The sequence below is a fragment of the Georgenia sp. Z1344 genome (assembly GCF_057652375.1).
Genome location: NZ_CM172728.1, coordinates 388,249 through 410,199 on the forward strand (window position 1 = coordinate 388,249; position 21,951 = coordinate 410,199).

A 21,951-nucleotide genomic window follows, 5' to 3' on the forward strand; every position below is an offset into this window, starting at 1 on the left:
CGGAGGTGGCGCGGCGGATCGCCCTCCGGGACCGCGCGGCCGGTCGCGCTGCCGCGGGACTACCGTGACGCCATGCCTCGACACCTTCCCCGCACGCTGACGACTGCGCTCGCCGCCGGCCTCCTCGCCACCACCCTCGCCGCGTGCGGAGGCGACGACGAGCTGACCGAGGCCGAGGCCTGCGAGGAGTACACGACGACGTTCGAGGAGTTCGGCGAGCGCTCCGCAGAGGAGGGCGGCCCCGACGCCGGCACCGACCTCTACGAGGAGTACGAGACCGAGATGCTCGACCTCGCCGAGCGCTCGCCGGAGAACCTCACGCCGCTGTTCGAGGAGGAGGCCGCCCTCATGCGCGCGATCGTCGACGGCACCGCCGACGTCACGATGCTCGAGAGCTCGCAGGAGAACACGGCCGCGATCGAGGAGATCTGCGGCTGAGCGACGAGGCAGGGCGTCCTGGCCGCGACTTCCGTCCGGCAGTGCGCGGCGCCGCGCTTGCGCCGTCGTGGACGGGGAGCGCTCCCCCTGTCCGGCCCGCCCCGGCCGTCACTAGGTTCGACGCAGGCCCGCACGGTTCGCGAGCCGCCCACCGCGACCTCCCGGAGCCACCATGCACGCGCGCAGGACCGCCCCGCTCGTCGTCGTCGGGCTGGTCGTCGCCGCCCTTGCCGCCTGCGGGGACGAGCCCGAGCTGACCGAGGCCGAAGCCTGTGCCGAGTACGACCGCATCGTCTCCGACATCGAGGCCACCAACCCCACCTTCCTCGACCCGAACCAGGTCATGCAGCCCGACCTCATGGACGAGTACGGCAAGCAGATGGCCGACCTCGCCGACCGCGCGCCGGGCGACCTCGCCGACCTCTTCGACGACGAGGCCGAGTTCGCCGAGACCCTCCTCGACGGCAGCGAGGTCGACGAGGACACCTTCCCCGACCACCTGGCCACCGAGAACGCGATCCACGCGGCGTGCGGGACGGCCTCCGGGGCGGACGCGAGCTGAGCGCTCCCGCTGCCTCACACCCCTGCCCGACGACGAACCCCCACCCACCGAACCCATCGGAGACACCATGACCGTCCGCCGTCCCGCCGCCACGATGTTCACCGTCGGCCTCCTCGCCACCTGCCTGGCCGCATGCGGCGGCGGGGGCGAGGAGCTGTCCGAGTCCGAGGCGTGCGACGAGTTCAGCACGATCTACCAGGAGATGGAGCAGCGCACGCTTGAGCTGACCGACCTGTCCGACGTCGGCGCCGTGCAGGAGATCTTCGCCGACTACGGGGAGCAGTCGGCCGACCTCGCGGAGCGGTCCCCGGACAACCTGCGGCCGCTGTTCGAGGAGGAGGCCGCGTTCGGCGAGGCCGCGGGCGGCGGAACGCCGGACCCCGACCTCATCGCGAGCAACGCCGAGAACGAGGCCGCGATCCGGGAGATCTGCGGGGAGTTCAGCGGGTACGGCACCGGCGGAGGCTCGGTCGGCTGATCCCATCGCACGGGGTGACCGTGACGACCTCGCAGCACGCAGGAGGGCGGGCGCCGACCAGTGATCCGGTCGGCGCCCGCCCTCTTAGCGCATCTCGGGCGATGGGCAGCCGCGTCGGCCGCCCACCGCACCTGCTCAGTCGGTGAAGAAGTCCACCCCGTTGCCGAACTTCTCGTCGCGCGCGGCGGACAGCTTCGAGGTGAGGCCGTAGATGTCGATGAACCCGACCGAGCTCGACTGGTCGAACGTGTCCCCGGCGTCGTAGGTCGCGAGGTTGAAGTCGTACAGCGACGACTCCGACCGGCGCCCGGTGACGACCGCGCGGCCGCCGTGCAGCGTCATCCGGATCTCGCCGGAGACGTAGCGCTGGGTCTCGGCGACGAACACGTCGAGCGCCTTCTTCAGGGGCGAGAACCACTGGCCGTCGTAGACGAGCTCGGCCCACCGCTCGGAGACCCGGCGCTTGTAGCGCGCGAGCTCCCGCTCGATGGTGACGTTCTCGAGCTCCTTGTGCGCGGCGAGCAGGGCCATCGCGCCGGGGGCCTCGTAGACCTCGCGGGACTTGATGCCGACGAGCCGGTCCTCGACCACGTCGATCCGCCCGATGCCCTGGGCGCCGGCGCGGCGGTTCATCTCCTGGATGGCCTGGAGCGGGGTGACGGCCACGCCGTCGATCTCCACCGGGACGCCCTGCTCGAAGCGGATGACGACCTCGTCCGGCAGCGGCGGGTACGTCGGGTCGTCGGTGTAGCTGAAGATGTCCTTGGTCGGGGCGTTCCAGATGTCCTCGAGGAAGCCGGTCTCGATGGCGCGGCCCCACACGTTCTGGTCGATGGAGAACGGGTTGTTCTTCGTCGTCTCGATCGGGAGGTTGTGCTTCTCGGCGTACTCGATGGCGACGTCGCGGGTCAGGGCGAGGTCGCGGACCGGCGCGATGCACCTGAGCTCCGGCGCGAGCGAGGTGATGCCGACCTCGAAGCGGACCTGGTCGTTGCCCTTGCCCGTGCAGCCGTGGGCCACGGTCGTCGCGCCGAACCGCTTGGCCGCGCGCACGAGGTGCTTGACGATGACCGGCCGCGAGATCGCGGACACGAGCGGGTAGGCGTCCTGGTAGAGGCCCTGCGCCTGGAGCGCCGGCATGCAGTACTCGGCGGCGAACTCGTCCTTGGCGTCGGCCACGTAGGCGTCGACGGCGCCGCAGTCGAGCGCACGCTGACGGATGACCTCGAGGTCCTCACCACCCTGCCCGACGTCGACGGCCACCGCGATGACCTCCGCCCCCGTCTGCTCGCCGATCCAGCCGATGGCGACGGAGGTGTCGAGCCCGCCGGAGTACGCGAGGACCACGCGCTCCTTGCCGCTCGCGGATCCGCCGGCGTTCCCGGCCTGGGGCGCCGGGGTGGTCTGGGAGGTCTCGGTGGTCATGCGTCCATCCTTTCGCCCTGGTCAGGGCTGGTCGTCTCCGTGCGGGAGGTGGAACGGGGCCCGCCGCGGCGAGCCAGATCGAGGAGCCGGGTGACGAGCCCGGCGGCGGTCTCGTCGTCGCGCGTGATGACGAGGACCGTGTCGTCGCCGGCCACGCAACCGAGCACCCCCGGGAACCGGGACTGGTCGACGGCGGAGGCCAGCAGCTGGGCCGCTCCCGGCGGGGTGCGCAGGACGGCGAGGTTCTGGGCGTGGTCGGCGTCGACGAGGACCTCGACGCACCACCGCTCGAGGCGCGCGTGCACCTGGGTGGCGTCCGTGGCCGGAGCCGGCGAGACGAGGGCGGGCAGCGCGTAGACCTGCGAGCCGTCGGTGCCGCGGACCTTGACGGCGCGCAGCTCGTCGAGGTCGCGGGAGACCGTGGTCTGGGTGACGCTCACCCCGCGATCCGCGAGGAGGCCCTGGAGCTCGGACTGCGAGTGGACCTCGCCCGCCCCGATGAGCTCCTCGACGATCGCGTGCCGCGCGGCCCGGGTGGTCGGGGCGCTCATCGGCGGCCGTCCTCGGCGGCAGAAGTCCCCTCACTCGTCAGGTTCTGCTCGACGCGGTCGAGGGCGAGGGCGAGCTTCTCGGCCGCCTCGGCCACGTCGTCCTCAGAGAGGATGAGCGCGGGCGCGAGCCGCACGGTGTCCGGGGCGACGGGGTTGACGATGAGGCCGGCGTCCTGGGCGGCGGCGGTGACCGCGGCGGAGTGCTCACCCGTCAGCTCGACGCCGACGAGCAGCCCCGCGCCCCGCGTGCCCGCCACGAGCGGCGACCCGATGGACTCGATCGCCGCGCGCAGGGACTTCCCCACCTGCTCGACGCCGTCGAGGAAGCCCGGGGCGCCGACGACGTCGAGGACCGCGAGCGCCGCGGCCGCCGAGGTCGGGTTGCCGCCGAACGTCGTGCCGTGGGCGCCGGGGCCGAGCTGCGTGGCCGCGTGCTCGCCGATCGCGATGGTCGCGCCGATCGGCATGCCGCCGCCGAGGCCCTTGGCGAGCGTGACGACGTCGGGGACGAACCCGCCGCCGAGCTCTCGGCGGTGGTGCCCGAGCCAGGTGCCGGTGCGGCCGATGCCGGTCTGGATCTCGTCGACCACGACGAGTGCGCCGGCGTCGCGGGCGGCCTGCCCGGCCTCCGCGAGGAACCCCTCGGGAAGCGGCACGACGCCGGCCTCCCCCTGGATGGGCTCGACGATCAGTCCGGCGACGTCGCCGACCGCCAGCTCGCGGCGGACCGCCTCGATGTCCCCCGGCGCGACGAACGTGACGTCCGGGCCGAGCGGCGCGAACGGCTCGCGGTAGGCGGCCTTGTGGGTGAGCGCGAGGGCACCGAGGGTGCGGCCGTGGAAGGCGTGCTCGAGCGCGAGGATCCGCCCCGGCCGGCCGGTGCCGAACCGCTCGGTGCCGTGCCGGCGCACGATCTTCAGCGCCGCCTCGTTGGCCTCGGTGCCCGAGTTCGAGAGGAAGACGCGCGAGCCCTCGGGCGCACCGCCGGGCACGACGATCTCGAGCAGCCGCTCGGCGAGCCGCACCTGGGGGTTGGTCGTGAAGAAGTTCGAGACGTGCCCGAGGCGCGCGACCTGGTCCGCGACGGCGCCCACGAGCGCCGGGTGACCGTGGCCGAGCGAGAGCACCGCGATGCCGCCGAGCAGGTCGAGGTACGTGCGGCCCTCGGAGTCGGTGACATGCGTGCCAGAGCCGGAGACGAGCTCGAGGCGCGGCGTCCCGAACGTGTTCATCACGGCGCCGGTGTAGCGGTCCTGCCAGGTCGTGGGCTCGGCGGGCTCGGCCGGCTGGTCCGGTGCAGCGGCCGGCTCACCGGTCGGCGCGGCCGACGTCACCCCGTCCGCCCCGTCCGCCGCGGCGTCCACGGCCGGATCGCGGTCGTCACCGGGCTGCGGCGTCGTCGTGCTCATGAGTGCTCCCCCTTGCTCTCGGCGACCATCGGGTCGCCGGCCTGGTCGGCGGCCCGCTGGGCGGGCGCCTCGTCGTCGTGCCCCTCGTCGTCTGGCAGGACGAGCGTCCCCACCCCCTCGTCCGTGAAGATCTCCAGCAGCATCGAGTGCGGCGTGCGGCCGTCGATGACGTGCGCCTGCGGGACCCCGGCGCGCACCGCCCGGAGGCAGGCCTCCATCTTCGGCACCATGCCGGACTGCAGGCTCGGCAGCATCGCGGCCAGCCGGCTTGCGGAGACCTGCGACAGCAGCGAGGAGCGGTCGGGCCAGCGCTCGTACAGCCCCTCGACGTCGGTGAGGACCACGAGCTTGCGCGCCCCCACGGCGGCGGCGACGGCGGCGGCCGCGGTGTCGGCGTTGACGTTGAGCACCTCGGCGGGGTCGTCGACGTCGACGGCGATGGTCGAGACCACCGGGATGCGCCCGGCGTCGAGCAGCTGGGTGATCGCGTCCGGGTTGACGGTGACGACGTCCCCCACGTGCCCGACGTCGACACTCTCGCCGTCGACCGTGGCCGTGCGCCTGCGGGCGAGGAGGAGTCGGCCGTCCTCGCCGGACAGGCCCACCGCGTGCGCGACGTCGTGGTTGAGCAGCGTGACGAGCTCGCGCTGGACCTGGCCGGTGAGCACCATGCGGACGACGTCCATCGCCTCGCCCGACGTGTAGCGCAGCCCGCCGCGGAACTCGGAGTCGATGCCGAGGCGACCCAGCATCGAGGAGATCTGCGGGCCGCCGCCGTGCACGACGACCGGGCGGAGCCCCACCTGGTGGAGGAAGAGGATGTCGGAGGCGAAGGCGCGCTTGAGCTCGTCGTCGACCATCGCGTTGCCGCCGTACTTGACGACCACCGTGGCGCCCGCGAACCGTTGCAGCCACGGCAGCGCCTGGACGAGCACCTCCGCCTTCTGGTGCGGGAAGAGGTCGCGCTCGGTGTCGAAGCGGAACTCGGGGGTGGTGGACGGGGGGTTCGTCGTCGTGGGCTCGCTCATGTGGAGTACGCGCTGTTCTCGTGGACGTAGTCGTGCGTGAGGTCGTTGGTCCAGACGGTGACGGTCGCGTCGCCGGCCTTGAGGTCGACGAGGACGCTCACCTCGCGCTCCGCGGCGAGGTCGACGAGGTCGCGCGGCTCCCCCACCCCGGCGTTGCGGCACACCTGGACGCCGTTGACGGAGACGTCGATCGTCGTGGGGTCGAAGGGCGCGACGTCGACGGGCACCGTGCCGGCCGCGGCGATCACCCGGCCCCAGTTCGGGTCGTTGCCGAACACCGCCGCCTTGAAGAGGTTGGACCGGGTGATCGCGCGGGCGACGGCAAGGGCGGCGGGCTCGTCGGACGCCTTCGTCACGGTCACGGCGATGTCGTGGGACGCGCCCTCGGCGTCGGCGACGAGCTTGCGGGCGAGGTCCGCGCTCGCGGCAGTGACGGCGTCGGCGAGCTCGTCCTCGGTCGGGGTGACCCCGGAGGCGCCGGACGCGAGGAGGATGACCGTGTCGTTGGTCGACATGCAGCCGTCGGAGTCGACGCGGTCGAAGGTCGTGGCCGTGGCGGCGCGCAGGACGCGGTCGGCGGTGGCGGCATCGACGACGGCGTCCGTGGTGAGGACGACGAGCATCGTGGCCAGGCCGGGCGCGAGCATCCCGGCGCCCTTGGCCATACCGCCGACGGACCAGCCGGCGCCGGGGACGTGCACCTGTTTGGCGACGGTGTCGGTGGTCATGATGGCGTGAGCCGCGTCGTCGCCGCCGGTCGTCGACAGGGTGATGGCCGCGGTGTCGACGCCGCCGAGGAGGCGCGGCATGTCGAGCCGCTCGCCGATGAGGCCGGTCGAGCAGACGGCGACGTCGCCGGCAGAGACGCCGAGGGTCGCGGCCACGTGCTCGGCCGTGCGGTGGGTGTCGGCGAAGCCCTCGGGGCCGGTACACGCGTTGGCGCCGCCGGAGTTGAGGACGACGGCGTCGAGGCGGCCGTCCGCGACCACCTGGCGCGACCAGGTCACCGGTGCGGCCTCGATGCGGTTGGTCGTGAAGACGGCGGCGGCGACGCGCTCGGGACCGTCGTTGACGACGAGCGCGATGTCGGGGGCGCCGGAGGGCTTGAGGCCCGCCGTGACGCCGGCGGCACGGAAGCCCTTCGGCGCGGTGATGCCGGGGGTGGTGGCGGGCGTGTTCTCAGGCTCGGGCGTGTTCGTGTCGGTCACGGGGCGACTCCCGTCGTCGGCAGCCCGGCGGTCTCGTCGAGGCCGAGGGCGAGGTTGAGGGACTGGATGGCGCCGCCGGCGGTGCCCTTGACGAGGTTGTCGATGGCACACAGGGCGACGACGCGGCCGGCGCGGTGGTCGACGGCGACCTGCACGGTGGCGAGGTTGGAGCCGGCGACCTGGCTCGCGGTGGGCCATGTGCCCTCGGGCAGGAGGCGGACGAAGGGCTCGTCGTCGTAGGCGGCGTGCCAGGCGGCGGCGACGTCCTCGGCCGTGGCGCCCTCGGCCAGCGGCGCGGTGACCGTGGCGAGGATCCCGCGCGAGATCGGCGCGAGGACGGGGGTGAAGGAGATCTTGGGGGTGGCGGCGCCGGCGACGGTGAGGTTCTGCTCGATCTCCGGGACGTGCCGGTGCGTGCCCGCGAGGCCGTAGGGCTGGAGGTTGCCGGCGGCCTCGGCGGCGGTGAGGTGCGGCTTGAGCGACTTGCCCGCGCCGGAGTACCCGACGGCGAGGACCGCGACGACGTCGGAGGAGTCGACGACGTCCGCCGCGACGCCGGGCTGCAGCGCGAGCGTGACCGCCGTGACGTTGCAGCCGGGGACGGCGATGCGGCGCGAGGTGGTCAGCGCGGTGCGCTGGGCCGCGGGCGCGGTCTCGTCGGCGTGCAGGAGCTCGGGCAGTCCGTACGGCCAGGCGCCGGCGTGCGGGGTGCCGTAGAAGTCGTCCCACGCGGTGGGGTCGGTGAGGCGGTGGTCGGCGCCGGCGTCGACGACGAGGCCCGCGTACCCGAGCTCGTCAAGAGCGGCCGTGACCTCGCCGGAGGCGCCGTGCGGCAGGGCGAGGACGACGACGTCGTGCTCCGCGAGGCGCGTCGGGTCCGTGGGCTCGAGGACGAGGTCCGCGAGTGGGAGCAGGTGCGGCTGGTGGCGGAGCAGCGGGTCGCCGGCGGAGCTGTTGGCGGTGAGGGCGCCGACGGTGAGGTCGGGGTGCGTGAGGGCCAGGCGGAGGACCTCGCCGCCCGCGTACCCGGAGGCGCCGGCAACGGCTATCGAGAAAGACACCGCATCATCATACATGGGCTTGCATATCCATGCGGGCTGGGTGGTGAGGTGCGGCTGCGCCCCGGCACGAGATCAGGTGATCGGCGCGAGACCAGGGGATGCACCCTCACTCGATCCGGCGAGATCAGGTGAAGTGAGCCAGATCAGGGGATCCCCACTCCCCCATTCCGTGAGATCAGGTGATCGGCGCGAGACCAGGTGTCATGCCCCCTGCTCTCACCACCTTTTCCCTTCTCTCGTGAAGAGGCCGGGGCACCTCGGGCCGTCACCCAGCCGCAGCGCCGCCGAGGGCACACTTCCGACGGCCGCTCTCCAACTGCGCAGCTCCACAGCAACCTGCGGACGAGGCCCACGCAGCCGCCTGCCGACGAGGTCGACACTTCCGCCCGCGCACGCCGTCCCCACAACCGCCCATCTCACACGCTCGCCCACAGCCTGCCGCCCCTGACGAGCAGGCTGTTGCAGGATCCGGGCACCGTCGCCGCATGGATCCGTCGTCGGTCAAGGAGCCCGTCCACCTCACGGTCGCGCCGTCGAGCATGCTCAGGAACGCCAGGGCGTCACTCGCCGACGGGGAAGAGATCGTGCGACTCAGGCGCGGGAGCTTCGCCGTCGTGCCTGCGGGTCTTGACCGCTGGCAGCGCACGACCAGCCTGCACCTCGCACTGTGCACCGCGATCAGCCGCGACCTTCGGGCCGAGCACGCGCTGTGCCTGACGTCGGCGGCGCGCATGCACGGGCTGCGTGTGTGGAAGGTGCAGGAGAGTCCGCACCTTGTAGTCGCCGCCAAGGCGAGCACTCGGGACGACCTCGACCACCACAGGCACCTGCTGGCCCTGCCGGAGGAGGACGTCACCGTCGTCGCGGGGATACGGGTGGTGCGGCTCGAACGGGTGGCGCTGGACTGTGCGCGATTCCTGCATCCGCGGGACGGGCTCGTCGTCGTCGACCATGTGATTGCCGTGCTCGCCAAGGCCACCTTTACGGAGCGCGAGCGCACCGAGCGGGCGGCGGCTGACGTGAGAGCAGCGCTTGAGGAACGGATCGAACGTCTGCCGAGAGGTAGTCGAGGGCGGGCCCGCGCGCGGGCGGTCGTGGCGTGGTCGACGCCGTGGTCGGAGTCGGCGTGGGAGTCGCACATCAGGTGGGTGGTGCTGACGTGGGGGCGGCGCGACGTCGTGGTTCAGCAGCCGGTGCCCACGCGGCGCGGGACGTATCGCACGGACCTGTCGATCCCGCTCGAGATCCGCGCCGACGGAAGCATCCGTTGGCTGCACATCGAGTTCGACGGCCTCGTGAAGTACGGCGCCGGCGACCCTGAGGCGAATGCGCAGACGATCGTCGACGAGCGGGACAGGGAACGCGCGATCGAGGCGACGGGCGACGTCGTCGTGCGGTTCGTGTCGAAGGAGGCACGGCGCGAGGTCGACGTGATCCGGGTGCTCGAGCCGCACCTCGCCGGGACTGTGCTCCACCGTCTTCGGCCCATACGCGAGCTGATGGCGTAGGGCTCGGGCATCGCCCCGACCAGCACGGGAGAGAAGTCCCCTCCACTCCCCCTGCAGGGCTCTGGCCTGCCCCATACCTTCGTAGGTAACAGCACGGCAACGGTCATGACGGAGGGGGAACGATGACCAGCGACGACGAATGGGTGATCACGAAGGACAGCCCGACTGCGGGCGCGGTGTCGGGGGATTCCCCCCGGATGCAGTCGCCTACCGACTCCGAACCCGGCCACGGTCCGGTGCGCAGAGGTGATAGCGAAACCACTGAAGCCCTTGTGCTCGGAGTCATTCCGATACCCCCCTTCGTATACGTGCCCGTGACCGACGAGTCAGCGGAGGAGGGCTCTCGACTTCTCCTCGCCGACGACGAGAAGGGGCGGCGGGCACTCCCTGTCTTTACTTCACATGACAGGTTCGTGGCGGGGCTCGGCATCGACGCCCGATGGGCGCTGCAGTCGGCTGCTCAGGTTCAGGAGATCGTTCGAGCCGGGCACGCCACCTACGTGGCCGTAGATATCGGAATCGATGCACATTACGCGACAACGTCAACCGACGAAGGGGGTCCGAGATGAGTGGGCAGATTGAGGTCGATGAACACTCGATCAGGGTGATCACCAGTTCTCACGACACAAAGGCAGACCGGCACGGCGAGACGACGCTTCCACCGGAGGGCGATTGGGGGTGGGGTGCCACGCACGTCACGACCATCTCATCCAAAGCGACGAAGTGGACAGCTGACGTCATCTTGATGCACGCGGGCGCGTCCGCCGCTGTTCAACATGCGTGGGAGACGCTTCGCGCCAACGATGAGGCCGCCGCCGAGTACTTCGAGTCCCTTGGAGGGGTCTGATGCCAATCAATACCCACGTTCCTGGAAACGTTGCGCAAGTGACGGCGATCGGCGATTGGCTTCAAGGCGTGACGGACGACTTTCACGAGTCGGCAACGTACTCACGGTCTGGGTCGACAGTCGCTGAAATGCACTGGACCGGCGATGCCGGTCAGGCCTATGTCGCGATTGCGGCAAACATGGCCAACGCCCAGTGGGATAATTACAACCACCTGAAGGAGGCCACCGAAGCTGTCAAGGCCTACGGGGTCAAGCTCGATCTCCTCATACGGAAGTTCGCCGAGTACCGGAACGAGGCGGTGGGAGCCGGGCTCGAGGTCAACGGGTACACCATTGAGACTCCCGACCCCGTTCCGCCGTACAGGTCCGGCGCCGAAAGGGGAGGGGGTGGCTCCACAGAGGACACCCCGGACACAGAAGAAGAAGATATGGCACGCATCGGCACGTACAACGCCATCTTTCGCGCCGTCGACGGGGAGAAGCAGGAGTTCATGCGGTGGATTCAAGCCGATTTCGCCCAGGCAGCATCAGCAATCAGCGGTGCAACCGGCACAAGCGACATCGTCTTCAAGCAGCTCACCGGGGCTGCGCCGGGGTGGCAGGGCAAGGCGGCTCTGGAGAAGGCGAAGAATCTCAATTCAACGGCTGACGCGATCGAAGCATCTGCCGACCAGCCGGCCAACCGAATGCACCCGGACGACCGTGAAGCCTGGGATGACGCACGAAGGGCAGCGCAAGCCGATGTCAATCAGGCCCGAGGCACCGGACGAGTCGTCAAGGGAATCGGTCAGGCCTTGACGGGGCCGCTTCTCCCTGCGGCAGATCTGATGCTCGGTGACGCTGACTCGACAAGTTTGGTAGCGACCACGGTCGGGATGATCCCAGTGGTCGGTGGAGTTGCGAGCCTCGCCGCCGGTCCGCTCTACGACCACGCAGTGCCGGATCAAGTCCGGGCTCGGGCAGACGACGCGATCGATGATGCGGTCGATTACTTGCAGCCTGGGCGCTGGGGGGGAAAGGCTCGGCAACCCATCGACTGATCCAGCCTGTCGTTCAGGGCTGGCCTGTCACGCAGCGCATGTTGGGTCGCTCCCAAGCGAGAAGCGTCTTCCTCGGATCGATTGATCCGCTGACTCGGCACCGCACCATTCCTCGTCCATCAGCTCTGAGTGCGGCACCATGACTCCATGCGCGCCATCGTCCAGACCGAGCACGGCTCCCCCGACGTCCTCAAGCTGACCGAGGTCCCCGACCCGGTCCCGGGCGCGGGGGAGCTGCTCGTCGAGGTCGCCCACGTGGGCGTCAACTTCATCGACACCTACCGTCGGACGGGCCAGTACCCGATCGACCTCCCCCACACCCCGGGCACCGAGAGTGCGGGAACGGTCGCCGCTGTCGGTTCCGGTGTGACGGGCTGGTCGGTCGGCGACCGGGTCGCGTACGCCGCCGCACCGGGCGCCTACGCCGAGAAGGTACTCGTGCCGGCCGCTACCGCTCTCGGAGTCCCCGCCGGCCTCGACCTCGACGTCGCCGCCGCACTCCCCCTCCAGGGCATGACGGCGCACTACCTGCTCGACGGCGCATCGCACGTAGGCGACGGCTCAACCGTTCTCCTTACGGGCGCGGCAGGAGGCGTCGGCCTGCTCGTCACGCAGCTCGCGAGCGCCCGCGGAGCACGCGTCATCGCCCTCGTCGGGAACCCGGGGAAGGAGGAGCTTGCCCGCACCGCGGGAGCGCAGGACGTCATCCGCTACCGCGAGCTCGACGACCTCACGACCGACCTCCCGCGCGCCGTCCGAGAGTTGACCGGCGGCACGGGTGTCGACGTCGCGCTCGACGGCGTCGGGAAGGACACCTTCGACGCCTCCCTCGCCTCGCTGCGCACCCGCGGAACACTCGTCCTCTTCGGCGCCGCGTCCGGCCCGGTCCCGCCGTTCGACCTCCAGCGGCTCAACTCTGCCGGCTCCGTGTTCGTCACCCGCCCGACGCTCGTGCACTACACCGCCGAGCGCGAGGAGCTCGAGTGGCGCTGGCTCGCCGTCGCGTCGCCCGCGGCCGAGGGCACGCTCGACGTCCGGATCGGCCACCGCTTCCCCCTCGCGGACGCAGCCGACGCCCACCACGCGATCGAGTCCGGCACGACGACGGGGAAGATCCTGCTCGACGTGTGACGCGAGCCGGAACGATCGCCGACACCCCTATGTATCCGTTGCGCGAGGCGGATCAACGGTTGATTCACCCTGCTCATCCGCGCCATCCCGGATGCCCGGATGCCCGGACGCCCGGACGCGACATTCGCTTCGCTCCCACGCGCGTCGGTCGCTGGCGCGGAAGGATGCGCGGCAATGTCCGGAGACGGGCACCACTCCCCCGCCGGCCCCCTCCCGCCGCGAGCTGGCGGCCACTACCCTCCGTCGACATCGCAGCAACCGGACAGAGACGTCGACGAGGACGGGGACCGATCATGCGCCACGAGTACGACGGGCATCCCGTCGAGCCAGCATCCACGGACACGGCGTCGACACCCGGCCGTCGAGGCCTGCCCGTGATGGGCGCTGCCACTCTCCCACCCGTCGTCTACGTCCCGGTGGTCGAGCGCGAGGAAGGGCTTCGGGTGCTGCTGCTCGAGGACGACGAGGGACGCATCGGTGTCCCCGCCTACACCGCCCTCGACCGGTTCATCCTCGCTCTCGGCGAGGAGGAGGGGTGGGCCGTCCGGTGGCGTGAGGACATCGCGTGGCTCATCGACGAGGGACACGCGGACCACGTCGTCGTCGACCCGGGCGTGCCTCGGAGTGCCGCCACGCGCGGTGAGGGCCGAGAAGGAGGCCCACGTGAGTGACGATCTCGAGGTAGACGAGGCCGCGATCAAGAACTACGAGCGCTGGCACGCCACAACCGTGGATCGGCACAACGAGGTCCCCCTGCCGCCGGAGGGCGACTGGGGCTGGGTGATGGGAGAGCTGACGACGATCGCGGCTCGCGGAGCATCGTTGAACGCGGCTGCCATCACCGCCAACGGCGGCCTCGCCCACGCGCTCGACCAGGCCTGGGAACGATTTCGGCACGAGGACGACGAGGCCGCAGCGCTGTTCAACCAGCTCGGGGAGCCGTGATGGGTATCGACACCAGGGTGAAGGGCACCCCGGCAGACGTATACGCGCTCGCCGACTGGCTGAAGGCCCTCGATGACGTCTTCTTCGAGACTGCCCGCACGGGATGGGCGGTCATCGGTGGCGGCACCGAGAGCACTGCCCCCACAAGGTTCAGAGGAGACGCCGGGCAGGCGTACTTCGTCGTGGCGGAGCGCCTCGGCGAGTCGCAGCAGGTCGTACAATCGATGCTCTCCGCCTGCGAGTCCAAGGTCCGCACCTACGGCATCAAGCTGACCATGCTGGAGGAGAAGTTCGAGGCCTGCCGTCGTGATGCGCGCGAGGGCGGCCTCGTCGTCAACGGAGCCACCATCGAGGCTCCACCCGCCGCCCGCGAGGTGCCCGGGGTCTCCGTGTCCGGCGAACGCGGCCTCGCCGAGTACCGGAACGATATGGCGCACCGCCGGGCCGAGCTCGAGAAGATCGCGCTCTACAACCGTCTCCGGGAACACGTCCACCGCGAGACCGCCGAGCTGGTCCGATGGACGGTCGACGAGCTGGCGCCCACGGTCCAGTCGGCGCGCGAACGGCAGGCGATCGAGGACCTGGGCGCCACTGTCATCGGACTCGGTGTCGAAGAGGCCACCGGCGCGATGGCGAATCGATGGGAACGGGTGGCTCGGGAGTTCGAGGCGGCCGCGGAGCAGCCCGAACCGCGGCGGATGCACGACCCCGATCTCGAGCGCTGGCGTGCTCTCCAGGAGGAGTACCGGAGCGGCAATCGCATCGCCGTCCCCGGCGCGCGTGTCCTTCGCACCCTGTCACGGGTCATCGGCCCGGTCATGGTCGCGGCCGACGTCATTCACGGCGACGAGGACTCCACCGCGCTCGCCGACATCTTTCCGGGCGGCGGGTGGCTCTACGAGCAGGTCGTGCCCGAGCACGCACGCGCGGTGGCGGACGACCGCATCGACACCGTCTTCGATCATCTCGACCAGCTGACCAACAAGGGACGCTGGGCCACCGACGCGCCATTACCCTGAGGCGGTGGACGAGCAGCGGACGTACCGGCGCACCTCCGAGACCGCTCCCCGTCCGCCCGAGTGGGACCGCCCGGTCACCCGCTTCTGGCTGGAGGCACTGCTGGGGGTTCTCGCCGTCGGGCTCGCGTACGCCGCTGTGACGATGCCGGGCAGCGGCTCGCTGCTCGGCACGATCGGAGTCTTCCTCCTCCCCCTCTCCGCCCTCCTCGGCCTCGCGGCGCTCGTCGGACCACGCGCCCGACGCCGACCGGGCACCCTGGTCGCGGCACGCTCGCCCGGGGGGTTCCTCCGGCTGGAGGCGGACCCGTCCGTCGCTCGCCTCGCGTTCGCGGCCTTCCTCGCGGCGGGGCTCACGGGGCCGTTCCTCGCCGTCGACGTCCTTCTTCAGGGCGCGAACCCGGTGCTGCCCCCGCCGTGGCTGACGATGCCGATGTTCGTCGCCACGCTCGTCGGCCTGCCGATGGCGTGGGAGCTCGGCCGCGGCCGCCTGCGCGCCGCCGAGATGACGCTGATGCCGGAGACGTTCGCCGTCGACGCCGTGATGACGACGCGCACCGTCATGTGGTCGCGGATCCGCTCGATCGAGCCGGTCCCCGGCCGCGGCGCGCGCGTCACGGTCTCGAGCTCGGCCCCCATCGACCGGAAGCGCCGGGGCAGCACGGGACGCGGGCGGGCCACGACCGTCGTCGAGGACCCCCAGCTGACCGAGACGTTCTCGCTGGCCGCCTACCCCGGCGACCCCGCCGTCCTGCTGTCGATCCTGCACGCGCTCGCGGACTCCCCCGACGCCGCCACCCGCCTCCTCGCCGAGTCCGACCCGGCGGGGACCGCCGTCGACCTGTGACGAACGGCGAACCGGCTCCGCGCGTCTCCGCCCCTACGCCTCCGCGTGCTCCGCGAGCTGGGCGCTGATCTCGCCGGCGAACTCCTCGATCGCCGCCCAGTCCCGGAAGTCGCCCTCCATGCCGCCGGCCATGCGGATGACGCTGCGCTCGCGCAGGCCGAGCAGGCTCGGGTCGAGGCGGCCGCGGAACGTGCGGTAGTCGATGGGGTCGAGCGCGGTGATGAACCGGGCGGCCCGCATCGGGTCCTGCACCTCACCGTGCGGCACCCCGGCGAGCCCCACGGAGAACACCCACACCGGCAGGGCGCGCAGCACCTCGGCGCGCTCGGAGACGAACGTCCGCATCGCCTCCATCCACTGGGTCATGTAGACGGCCGACCCGACGACGACGGCGTCCACGCCGTCCAGGGATACCGCGGACGACGGCGACACCCGCCGCGACAGGTGGCCGGCCGCGCGGAGCACCTCGACGATGCGGTCGCCCACCTCGTCGGTGGCGCCGTGCTTCGAGCTGGTGACGACGAGGATCTTCATGACAGCACGATGCCTGACGCTCCCGCTCGACCACCAGGGACCATCGTCCTTCGGTGAGGTCGGGGGCGACGAAGGGCTGATGGCCGCACAGGACGTCGACCGACGTCGTCGGACGTGCCCCATCTCTCACGGGCACCCCTGACCAGGGCGAACTCCCCGCCGATCTCCCCGCCAGCCCACATGCGTACGCATACGCTGGTCGAGTCACCCACGAACGAGAAGGACCCCCGTGAGAATCCCCGTGATGGGCTCCGCCCCGCTCCCCCCGATCGTCTACGTGCCCGTGGTCGCGCAACCGGGCGAGAACGACCCCCGCTATGTCCTCCTCGAGCTCGAGGGCGGTCAGGTGGGGGTTCCCATCTATACGGCGCTGGACCGGCTCCAGTCGGTCTTCGGCCTCGAGCACGGCTGGCGCGTCACCCCGCTCCCGGTCATCGAGGACCTCATCGCCCGCGGCCACGCAACGGTCGCCGCGATCGACCACGGCGCACCGAACCCGGCGCCCGGCCCCGACCTGGAGGCGCTGCGACGCGCGCCCGAGGGTGACGGAGAGACACTCGGCGGGATGCGTCTGCGCCCCGTCGACCGCTACGACGTGCTCGGGAGGCAGACGCGATGACCGACGAGATCGAGATCGACGAGACCACGATGACGACGCTCAAGGATCGTCACGTGGGCATCGTCGACGACCACGCGGCGATCGAGGACCCGGTCGAGGGCGACTTCGGCTGGGGTGCGGAGCACGTGTCGGGCATCGTCGCCCGCACGTCCGACTGGCTGGGCAGGTCGACGTCGCACAACGGCAAGGTCGCGCTGCTGCTGCAGGACGTCTGGGACCGGTTCCAGAACGACGACGACGGCGCCGCGGCGCTGTTCGACCAGGCGATCTGACATGGCCGACGCGATCAACACCGAGGTCCCGGGCGACCCCGACCAGGTCCTCGACGTCGCCGACTGGCTCCGCAAGGCCTACCAGTCCTTGGAGCAGGCCTTCGTCGATCTCGACCTCAACGTCACCCGCGCCTACGAGAGCTTCCACGGCGATGCCGGCGCCGCCTACGCCTTGTACGCCGAGGCCCTGCGGGAGGTGATCACCGAGTCCTACAACCGCACCAACGAGGCCGAGACCGAGGTCCGCGTCTACAACACCAAGATGCGCCTCATCCAGGGGACGATGGAGACCTACCGGGGCTACGCGTCGACGATCGGGCTCGAGGTGGCGGGCTTCCTCATCCACCCGCCGCCCGCGCCACGAGCGGTCCCCGCCTGGAACCCGCTCGACCCGACGTACACGCTGGCCGAGTACGGCGTCCAGATGGGGGCCCGTGCGGCCGAGGAGTTCAAGGTCGGCGAGTACGACCGGCTGGCCGAGGCGGTCGACGGCGAGATGGTCGAGTACCTCGACTTCATCGACTACCAGCTCGCCCCGGTCCTCACCGAGATGAACGAGGCGACCGGTCTGGACGAGCTCGTCGAGGTCGAGCGGCTGGGCAACAGCAAGGCCTCAGACGCGCTCGCGGACTACGTCGACCAGCAGGTCGAGCGGCACGGACGGCACGCGGCGGACTGGGAGGACAAGGCCAAGACCGCTCGTCACCGGACGCACGACCTCGGCCTCGAGCGGTGGGACCGCGCGCGTTACGACGCCGACGAGGTCGAGGCCCAGGGGCACGACCGCGAGGCCGAGGACGCGCGGAACAAGCAGCGCGGGTGGGGCAAGGTGGGGAAGGCCGTGCCGGTCCTCGGCATCCCCCTCACGGCGATCGACCTGGCGTCCACCGAGGAGGACTCGACCGTGCTCGTCGAGTCGCTCCCGTGGGTGGGGCCGATCCTCGGGCCCGCCTACGAGGCGTGGGTACCGGAGCACTGGCAGGCCCGCGCGGACGACCTCGTCGACAACGTGACGGACCCGATCTTCCGGCTCTTCACCTGACGGGTCAGGGACTCACCAACCGCAATCTCGACGACGACGAACCGCAGTCTCGACGAAAGGGCGGAGGTGCGGGGCGTCGGCCGGGGTCGTCAGGCGCGGAGGGTCGCCCCGAAGCGCTCGCCCACCCCGGCGACGATCCGCTCGCGCACGCCCGCGATGTCCTCGGCCGTGAGTGTGCGGTCCGGCGCGCGCAGCCGCACGGCCACCGCGTAGCTCACGCGCCCCTCGCCCACCTGGTCGCCCGCGTACACGTCGAAGAGGCGGACCTCCTCGGCGAGCTCGCCGGCGGCCGCGCCCACGGCGGACACGACGTCGGCGGCCGGAACCTCCGAGTCGACGACGAACGCAAAGTCCTCCTTCGCCGACGGGAACGTCGACACCGCGCGCACCTGCACGGGCTCGGTCGGGGCGGCCGTGAGCAGGTCGAGGTCGAGCTCGAACGCGGCCGTGCGGGCGGGCAGGCCGAACGCCGCGACGACGTCCGGGTGCAGCTCGCCGGCGTGCCCGAGCACGGCGTCCTCACCGTCCGCGACGCCCACGCCCACGACGCGCGCGCTGCGGCCCGGGTGGAACGGGGCGATCGCCTCCGCCTCGACCCGCACCTCGACGCCGACGACCGCGGCGGCGGTGCGAGCGAGCTCGATCGCGTCGGCCCAGTCGGCGGAGCGCCCGGGGGTGAGCGGACCGGCGGGCACCTGGACGCCGCCGAGCACGCCGGCCACGTGGCGCGGCTGGGCAGGGACGGCGACGGCCAGGGCGGACAGCTCGGCGTCGGACGGGCGCTGCGCGGCGCTCGGGGTGATCGCCGCCACGACGCCCGCGGGCCGCGTGACGACCCCGGTCTCGAGCAGGGCGAGCGCCCCGGAGGCGCGCGAGACGTTCCGGCGGGCCGCCTCGAGCAGCGTGTCGAGGATCGACGTGCGCAGCGCACCGGAGTCGTCGGCGAGCGGGTTGCTCAGGCGGACGACGGCGCGCCGTTCGTCGTCGGGCGCGTACCCGAGGCGGTCGTGGACGTCGCCGATGAACGGGTAGGTGAGCACCTCGGTGAGGCCGGCCTCGGCGAGGGTGCGCGAGACGTCCCGACGCCGCACCTGCGCCCGGGTGAGTCCGCCGCCCTGCGGGGAGGACGGCAGGATCGACGGGATCGCGTCGTAGCCGTCGAGGCGGGCGATCTCCTCGACGAGGTGGGCGGGGCCGACGAGGTCGGGGCGCCACGACGGCGGCGTCACGTCAAGCGTGCCGGACCGCCCGGCGCCGGCCGCGCCGTCTGCACCAACCGCAGTCTCGACGGAATCGGTCATGCCGTCTGCACCAACCGCAGTCTCGGCGGATTCGGCCGGGCCGCCCGCGCCCTGAACCGCACTCTCGGCAGATGTGTCGCCGACCGTGCAGCCGATCGCGGTGAGCAGCTCGACGACGCGCTCACGTGAGTAGTCGACACCCACGAGCCGGCGGGCCTCGGCGGGGTCGAACGCGATCGCGCCGGGCAGGGCGGGCTCGCCGACGTCGCCGACCATCACCTCGTCCGCCGTGCCGCCGCCGAGCTCGACGAGCAGGTCGACGACGCGCTGCGCGGCCACCGGCGCGAGCAGCGGGTCGACGCCTCGCTCGAACCGCTTGGCGGCCTCGGACGGGAGTCGGTGGCGGCGCGCGGTGCGGGCCACGGAGATCTGGTCGAAGTGGGCGGCCTCGACGAGCACGTCGGTCGTCGACGCGGACACCTCGGTCGACTGCCCGCCCATGACGCCGGCGAGGCCGAGCACCCGGGAGCCACGGCCACCGGTCTCCCCGGCCGCGTCACCGTCACCGGCCGGCGCACTCGCACTCGGCCCACTCGCACCCGCCTCGCCCGCGCCCACCGGCGAGTCCGTGATGAGCAGGTCCTCGGGGTGGAGCGTTCGTTCGACGTCGTCGAGGGTGGTGAGACGCTCCCCCGACCGGGCGCGACGCACGACGATCGGGGCCGCCACCCGCGCGAGGTCGTAGGCGTGGATCGGCTGGCCGAGGTCGAGCATGACGTAGTTGGTGACGTCGACGGTCAGCGAGATCGGGCGCATCCCGGCCGCGCGGAGGCGGGCGGCGAGCCACGGCGGGGTGGGGCGCGCGGGGTCGATGCCGCGGACCACGCGGGTGACGAACCGGTCGGCGCCGGGCACGCCGTGGATGGGGTTCTCGTCGACGATCTCGACCCCGAAGGCACCGGGCGTGGCCGCGGGGATCGCGCCGCCGGGCAGGTTCTCGGGCAGGCCGGGGTCGGTGAAGGCCGCGCCCGTCGAGTGGTGGTACTCGCGGGCGACGCCGCGCATCGAGAAGCAGTACCCGCGGTCCGGGGTCACGTTGATCTCGAGGATCTCCTCGCCGAGGCCGAGGACGCCGGTGAGGTCGGAGCCGAGCTCGAGGGCGCCGGCCGCGTCGGCGCCGAGCAGGTCGGACAGGTCGATGATCCCGTCGTGCTCGTCGGACAGGCCGAGCTCGGCGGCGGAGCAGATCATGCCGTCGGAGGTGTGGCCGTAGGTCGTTCGCGGCGAGATCCGGAAGTCGCCCGGCAGGACGGCGCCCGGGAGCGCGACGACGACGAGCTGGCCGGCGTAGACGTTCGGCGCGCCGCAGACGATGCCGCGGGACGGGACGTCGGCGGGCTCGGCGCCGGTGCCGGGGGCGTCGTTGAGCTCGCCCACGTCCACGCGGCAGTAGCCGATCGTCTTGCCGTTGCCGTGCGTCTCCTCCTCGCGGGAGAGCACGCGCCCGACGACGAGGGGACCCGTCACCGGCGCCGGCGCGATCCCCTCCTCCTCCAGTCCGACGCGGACGAGGTCCTCGGCGAGGCGCTCGGCGGTGGTGCCGGCGGGGACGACCGTGTGCTCGGCGAGCCAGGTGATCGGGACGTACGGCATGTCAGTTGCCCCTTCCGGTGGTGCCGAACTGCTGGGTGAAGCGGACGTCGCCCTCGACGATGTCGTGCATGTCCGCGATGCCGTGGCGCAGCATGAGCGCGCGCTCGACGCCGACGCCGAACGCGAAGCCCGTGTAGCGGTCCGGGTCGATGCCGACCGCGCGGAGCACGGCGGGGTTGACCATCCCGCAGCCGCCCCACTCGATCCAGCCGGCGCCGCCCTTCTTCTGCGGGAACCACAGGTCCATCTCGGCGCTGGGCTCAGTGAACGGGAAGAAGCTCGGGCGCAGGCGCGTGCGGGCCTCGGGGCCGAACATCGCGCGGGCGAAGTGGTCGAGCGTGCCCTTGAGGTGCGCCATCGTCAGGCCCTCGTCGACGGCGAGGCCCTCGACCTGGTGGAACACCGGGGTGTGCGTGGCGTCGAGGGCGTCGGTGCGGAAGACCTTGCCGGGGCAGGCGATGTAGATCGGGGGCTCGCCGTCGAGGAGCTCGCGGGCCTGGACCGGCGAGGTGTGGGTGCGCATGACGAGGCCCTCGGCGGCGCCCTCGATCGCGGCGCCGGACGGGTCGGTGACCTCGCCGACGTAGAACGTGTCCTGCATCTGCCGCGCCGGGTGGTCGACCCCGAAGTTGAGGGCGTCGAAGTTGAACCACTCGTGCTCGAGCTCGGGGCCCTCGGCGATCCGCCAGCCGAGCGAGGAGAAGTGGTCGGAGACGTCGTCGATGAGCCCGGTCAGCGGGTGGCGGGCGCCGGTCGCGCGCGGGCGCCGGACGGTGACGTCGACGGTCTCCTCGCGCAGGACGCGCTCGGCCTCGGCGGCCTTGAGCTCGGCCTCGCGGGCGGCGAGCGCCTGCTGGATGCGGCCCTTGGCCTGGCCAAGAATCTTGCCGGCGGCCGGCTTGTCCGCCTTGTCGAGGTGGCGGATCTGCTGGTTGGCGCCCGAGATCGGCGAGGCGTCCCCGACGTGCGCGAGTCGCGCCGCCTTGAGGTCCTCGAGCGACGTGGCCGCCGCGAACGCCTCGGTCGCGGCGGTGACGGCGGCGGAGACGCCGGCCTCGTCGAGCGGGCTCAGGGGCTGCGGGTCGTCGGTGGGCAC

At 71.8% G+C, this 21,951-nt stretch carries 24 protein-coding genes; 15 read left to right on the plus strand and 9 right to left on the minus strand.

Features of this window, described 5'->3' with window-relative positions:
* The first annotated feature begins 72 nt into the window (after positions 1–72).
* The 3 genes from AC24FB_RS01710 to AC24FB_RS01720 all read left to right on the plus strand — a co-directional run bounded on the left by AC24FB_RS01710 (position 73) and on the right by AC24FB_RS01720 (position 1,478).
* Positions 73–438 (plus strand): hypothetical protein, encoded by a 366-nt coding sequence (locus AC24FB_RS01710; RefSeq protein WP_425713106.1) that lies wholly within the window; start codon positions 73–75, stop codon positions 436–438.
* A gap of 172 nt (positions 439–610) precedes the next feature.
* Entirely contained in the window at positions 611–1,000 is a 390-nt protein-coding gene (locus AC24FB_RS01715; RefSeq protein WP_425713105.1) for a hypothetical protein, read from the plus strand.
* 67 nt (positions 1,001–1,067) lie between these two features.
* Positions 1,068–1,478 (plus strand): hypothetical protein, encoded by a 411-nt coding sequence (locus AC24FB_RS01720; protein WP_425713104.1) that lies wholly within the window; start codon positions 1,068–1,070, stop codon positions 1,476–1,478.
* Positions 1,479–1,613: 135 nt separating this feature from the next.
* Here the strand turns inward: AC24FB_RS01720 and AC24FB_RS01725 are convergent, their stop codons facing one another.
* From AC24FB_RS01725 to argC, 6 genes are read right to left on the minus strand one after another with little or no spacing between them, the layout of a single operon-like run.
* On the minus strand, positions 1,614–2,903 hold the full coding sequence (locus tag AC24FB_RS01725; RefSeq protein ID WP_425713103.1) for an argininosuccinate synthase: 1,290 nt from the start codon (positions 2,901–2,903) through the stop codon (positions 1,614–1,616).
* Positions 2,900–3,454 carry an arginine repressor gene (argR, locus tag AC24FB_RS01730; RefSeq protein WP_425713102.1) on the minus strand — a complete coding sequence of 185 codons (555 nt, stop codon included), beginning with the start codon at positions 3,452–3,454 and terminating at the stop codon, positions 2,900–2,902. Before argR ends, AC24FB_RS01725 begins: the two co-directional genes overlap by 4 nt.
* Positions 3,451–4,863 carry an acetylornithine transaminase gene (locus tag AC24FB_RS01735; protein ID WP_425713101.1) on the minus strand — a complete coding sequence of 471 codons (1,413 nt, stop codon included), beginning with the start codon at positions 4,861–4,863 and terminating at the stop codon, positions 3,451–3,453. The genes argR and AC24FB_RS01735 overlap by 4 nt, the downstream gene beginning before the upstream one ends.
* Positions 4,860–5,891 carry an acetylglutamate kinase gene (gene argB, locus AC24FB_RS01740; RefSeq protein ID WP_425713100.1) on the minus strand — a complete coding sequence of 344 codons (1,032 nt, stop codon included), beginning with the start codon at positions 5,889–5,891 and terminating at the stop codon, positions 4,860–4,862. The genes AC24FB_RS01735 and argB overlap by 4 nt, the downstream gene beginning before the upstream one ends.
* Positions 5,888–7,099, minus strand: a complete 1,212-nt coding sequence (gene argJ, locus AC24FB_RS01745) for a bifunctional glutamate N-acetyltransferase/amino-acid acetyltransferase ArgJ (protein WP_425713099.1) — start codon at positions 7,097–7,099, stop codon at positions 5,888–5,890. The genes argB and argJ overlap by 4 nt, the downstream gene beginning before the upstream one ends.
* Positions 7,096–8,160 carry an N-acetyl-gamma-glutamyl-phosphate reductase gene (gene argC, locus AC24FB_RS01750; RefSeq protein WP_425713098.1) on the minus strand — a complete coding sequence of 355 codons (1,065 nt, stop codon included), beginning with the start codon at positions 8,158–8,160 and terminating at the stop codon, positions 7,096–7,098. Before argC ends, argJ begins: the two co-directional genes overlap by 4 nt.
* Positions 8,161–8,645: 485 nt before the next feature.
* Between argC and AC24FB_RS01755 the strand changes: the two genes are divergently transcribed.
* The 9 genes from AC24FB_RS01755 to AC24FB_RS01795 all read left to right on the plus strand — a co-directional run bounded on the left by AC24FB_RS01755 (position 8,646) and on the right by AC24FB_RS01795 (position 15,494).
* Positions 8,646–9,668 (plus strand): hypothetical protein, encoded by a 1,023-nt coding sequence (locus AC24FB_RS01755; protein WP_463654082.1) that lies wholly within the window; start codon positions 8,646–8,648, stop codon positions 9,666–9,668.
* A gap of 122 nt (positions 9,669–9,790) precedes the next feature.
* Entirely contained in the window at positions 9,791–10,237 is a 447-nt protein-coding gene (locus AC24FB_RS01760; protein WP_425713096.1) for an SAV_915 family protein, read from the plus strand.
* A complete protein-coding gene (locus tag AC24FB_RS01765) occupies positions 10,234–10,515 on the plus strand; it encodes a hypothetical protein (protein WP_425713095.1) in 282 nt (93 codons plus the stop codon). The genes AC24FB_RS01760 and AC24FB_RS01765 overlap by 4 nt, the downstream gene beginning before the upstream one ends.
* On the plus strand, positions 10,515–11,555 hold the full coding sequence (locus tag AC24FB_RS01770) for a hypothetical protein (protein WP_425713094.1): 1,041 nt from the start codon (positions 10,515–10,517) through the stop codon (positions 11,553–11,555). Before AC24FB_RS01765 ends, AC24FB_RS01770 begins: the two co-directional genes overlap by 1 nt.
* Positions 11,556–11,702: 147 nt before the next feature.
* The gene (locus tag AC24FB_RS01775; protein WP_425713093.1) at positions 11,703–12,686 is read left to right on the plus strand and encodes a quinone oxidoreductase family protein; all 984 of its coding nucleotides are present in this window, start codon (positions 11,703–11,705) and stop codon (positions 12,684–12,686) included.
* Between the two features lie 293 nt (positions 12,687–12,979).
* The gene (locus AC24FB_RS01780) at positions 12,980–13,357 is read left to right on the plus strand and encodes an SseB family protein (protein WP_425713092.1); all 378 of its coding nucleotides are present in this window, start codon (positions 12,980–12,982) and stop codon (positions 13,355–13,357) included.
* Entirely contained in the window at positions 13,350–13,631 is a 282-nt protein-coding gene (locus AC24FB_RS01785; RefSeq protein WP_425713091.1) for a hypothetical protein, read from the plus strand. The genes AC24FB_RS01780 and AC24FB_RS01785 overlap by 8 nt, the downstream gene beginning before the upstream one ends.
* Positions 13,631–14,650: a hypothetical protein gene (locus tag AC24FB_RS01790; protein ID WP_425713090.1), complete on the plus strand. Its 1,020-nt coding sequence runs from the start codon at positions 13,631–13,633 to the stop codon at positions 14,648–14,650. The genes AC24FB_RS01785 and AC24FB_RS01790 overlap by 1 nt, the downstream gene beginning before the upstream one ends.
* A gap of 4 nt (positions 14,651–14,654) precedes the next feature.
* Positions 14,655–15,494 carry a hypothetical protein gene (locus AC24FB_RS01795; RefSeq protein WP_425713089.1) on the plus strand — a complete coding sequence of 280 codons (840 nt, stop codon included), beginning with the start codon at positions 14,655–14,657 and terminating at the stop codon, positions 15,492–15,494.
* Positions 15,495–15,527: 33 nt separating this feature from the next.
* Here the strand turns inward: AC24FB_RS01795 and AC24FB_RS01800 are convergent, their stop codons facing one another.
* Positions 15,528–16,028 carry a flavodoxin domain-containing protein gene (locus tag AC24FB_RS01800; protein ID WP_425713088.1) on the minus strand — a complete coding sequence of 167 codons (501 nt, stop codon included), beginning with the start codon at positions 16,026–16,028 and terminating at the stop codon, positions 15,528–15,530.
* Positions 16,029–16,257: 229 nt separating this feature from the next.
* On the opposite strand from AC24FB_RS01800, the gene AC24FB_RS01805 reads away from it, so the two are divergent.
* From AC24FB_RS01805 to AC24FB_RS01815, 3 genes are read left to right on the plus strand one after another with little or no spacing between them, the layout of a single operon-like run.
* Positions 16,258–16,647: a hypothetical protein gene (locus tag AC24FB_RS01805; protein ID WP_425713087.1), complete on the plus strand. Its 390-nt coding sequence runs from the start codon at positions 16,258–16,260 to the stop codon at positions 16,645–16,647.
* Positions 16,644–16,919, plus strand: coding sequence for a hypothetical protein (locus AC24FB_RS01810; protein WP_425713086.1), 276 nt, complete (start codon positions 16,644–16,646; stop codon positions 16,917–16,919). The genes AC24FB_RS01805 and AC24FB_RS01810 overlap by 4 nt, the downstream gene beginning before the upstream one ends.
* A 1-nt stretch (position 16,920) precedes the next feature.
* A complete protein-coding gene (locus tag AC24FB_RS01815) occupies positions 16,921–17,961 on the plus strand; it encodes a hypothetical protein (RefSeq protein ID WP_425713085.1) in 1,041 nt (346 codons plus the stop codon).
* Positions 17,962–18,050: 89 nt separating this feature from the next.
* On the opposite strand, the gene AC24FB_RS01820 is transcribed toward AC24FB_RS01815, so the two are convergent.
* Positions 18,051–20,855, minus strand: a complete 2,805-nt coding sequence (locus AC24FB_RS01820) for a phenylalanine--tRNA ligase subunit beta (protein ID WP_425713084.1) — start codon at positions 20,853–20,855, stop codon at positions 18,051–18,053.
* 1 nt (position 20,856) lies between these two features.
* Positions 20,857–21,951: a phenylalanine--tRNA ligase subunit alpha gene (gene pheS / locus AC24FB_RS01825; protein ID WP_425713083.1), complete on the minus strand. Its 1,095-nt coding sequence runs from the start codon at positions 21,949–21,951 to the stop codon at positions 20,857–20,859.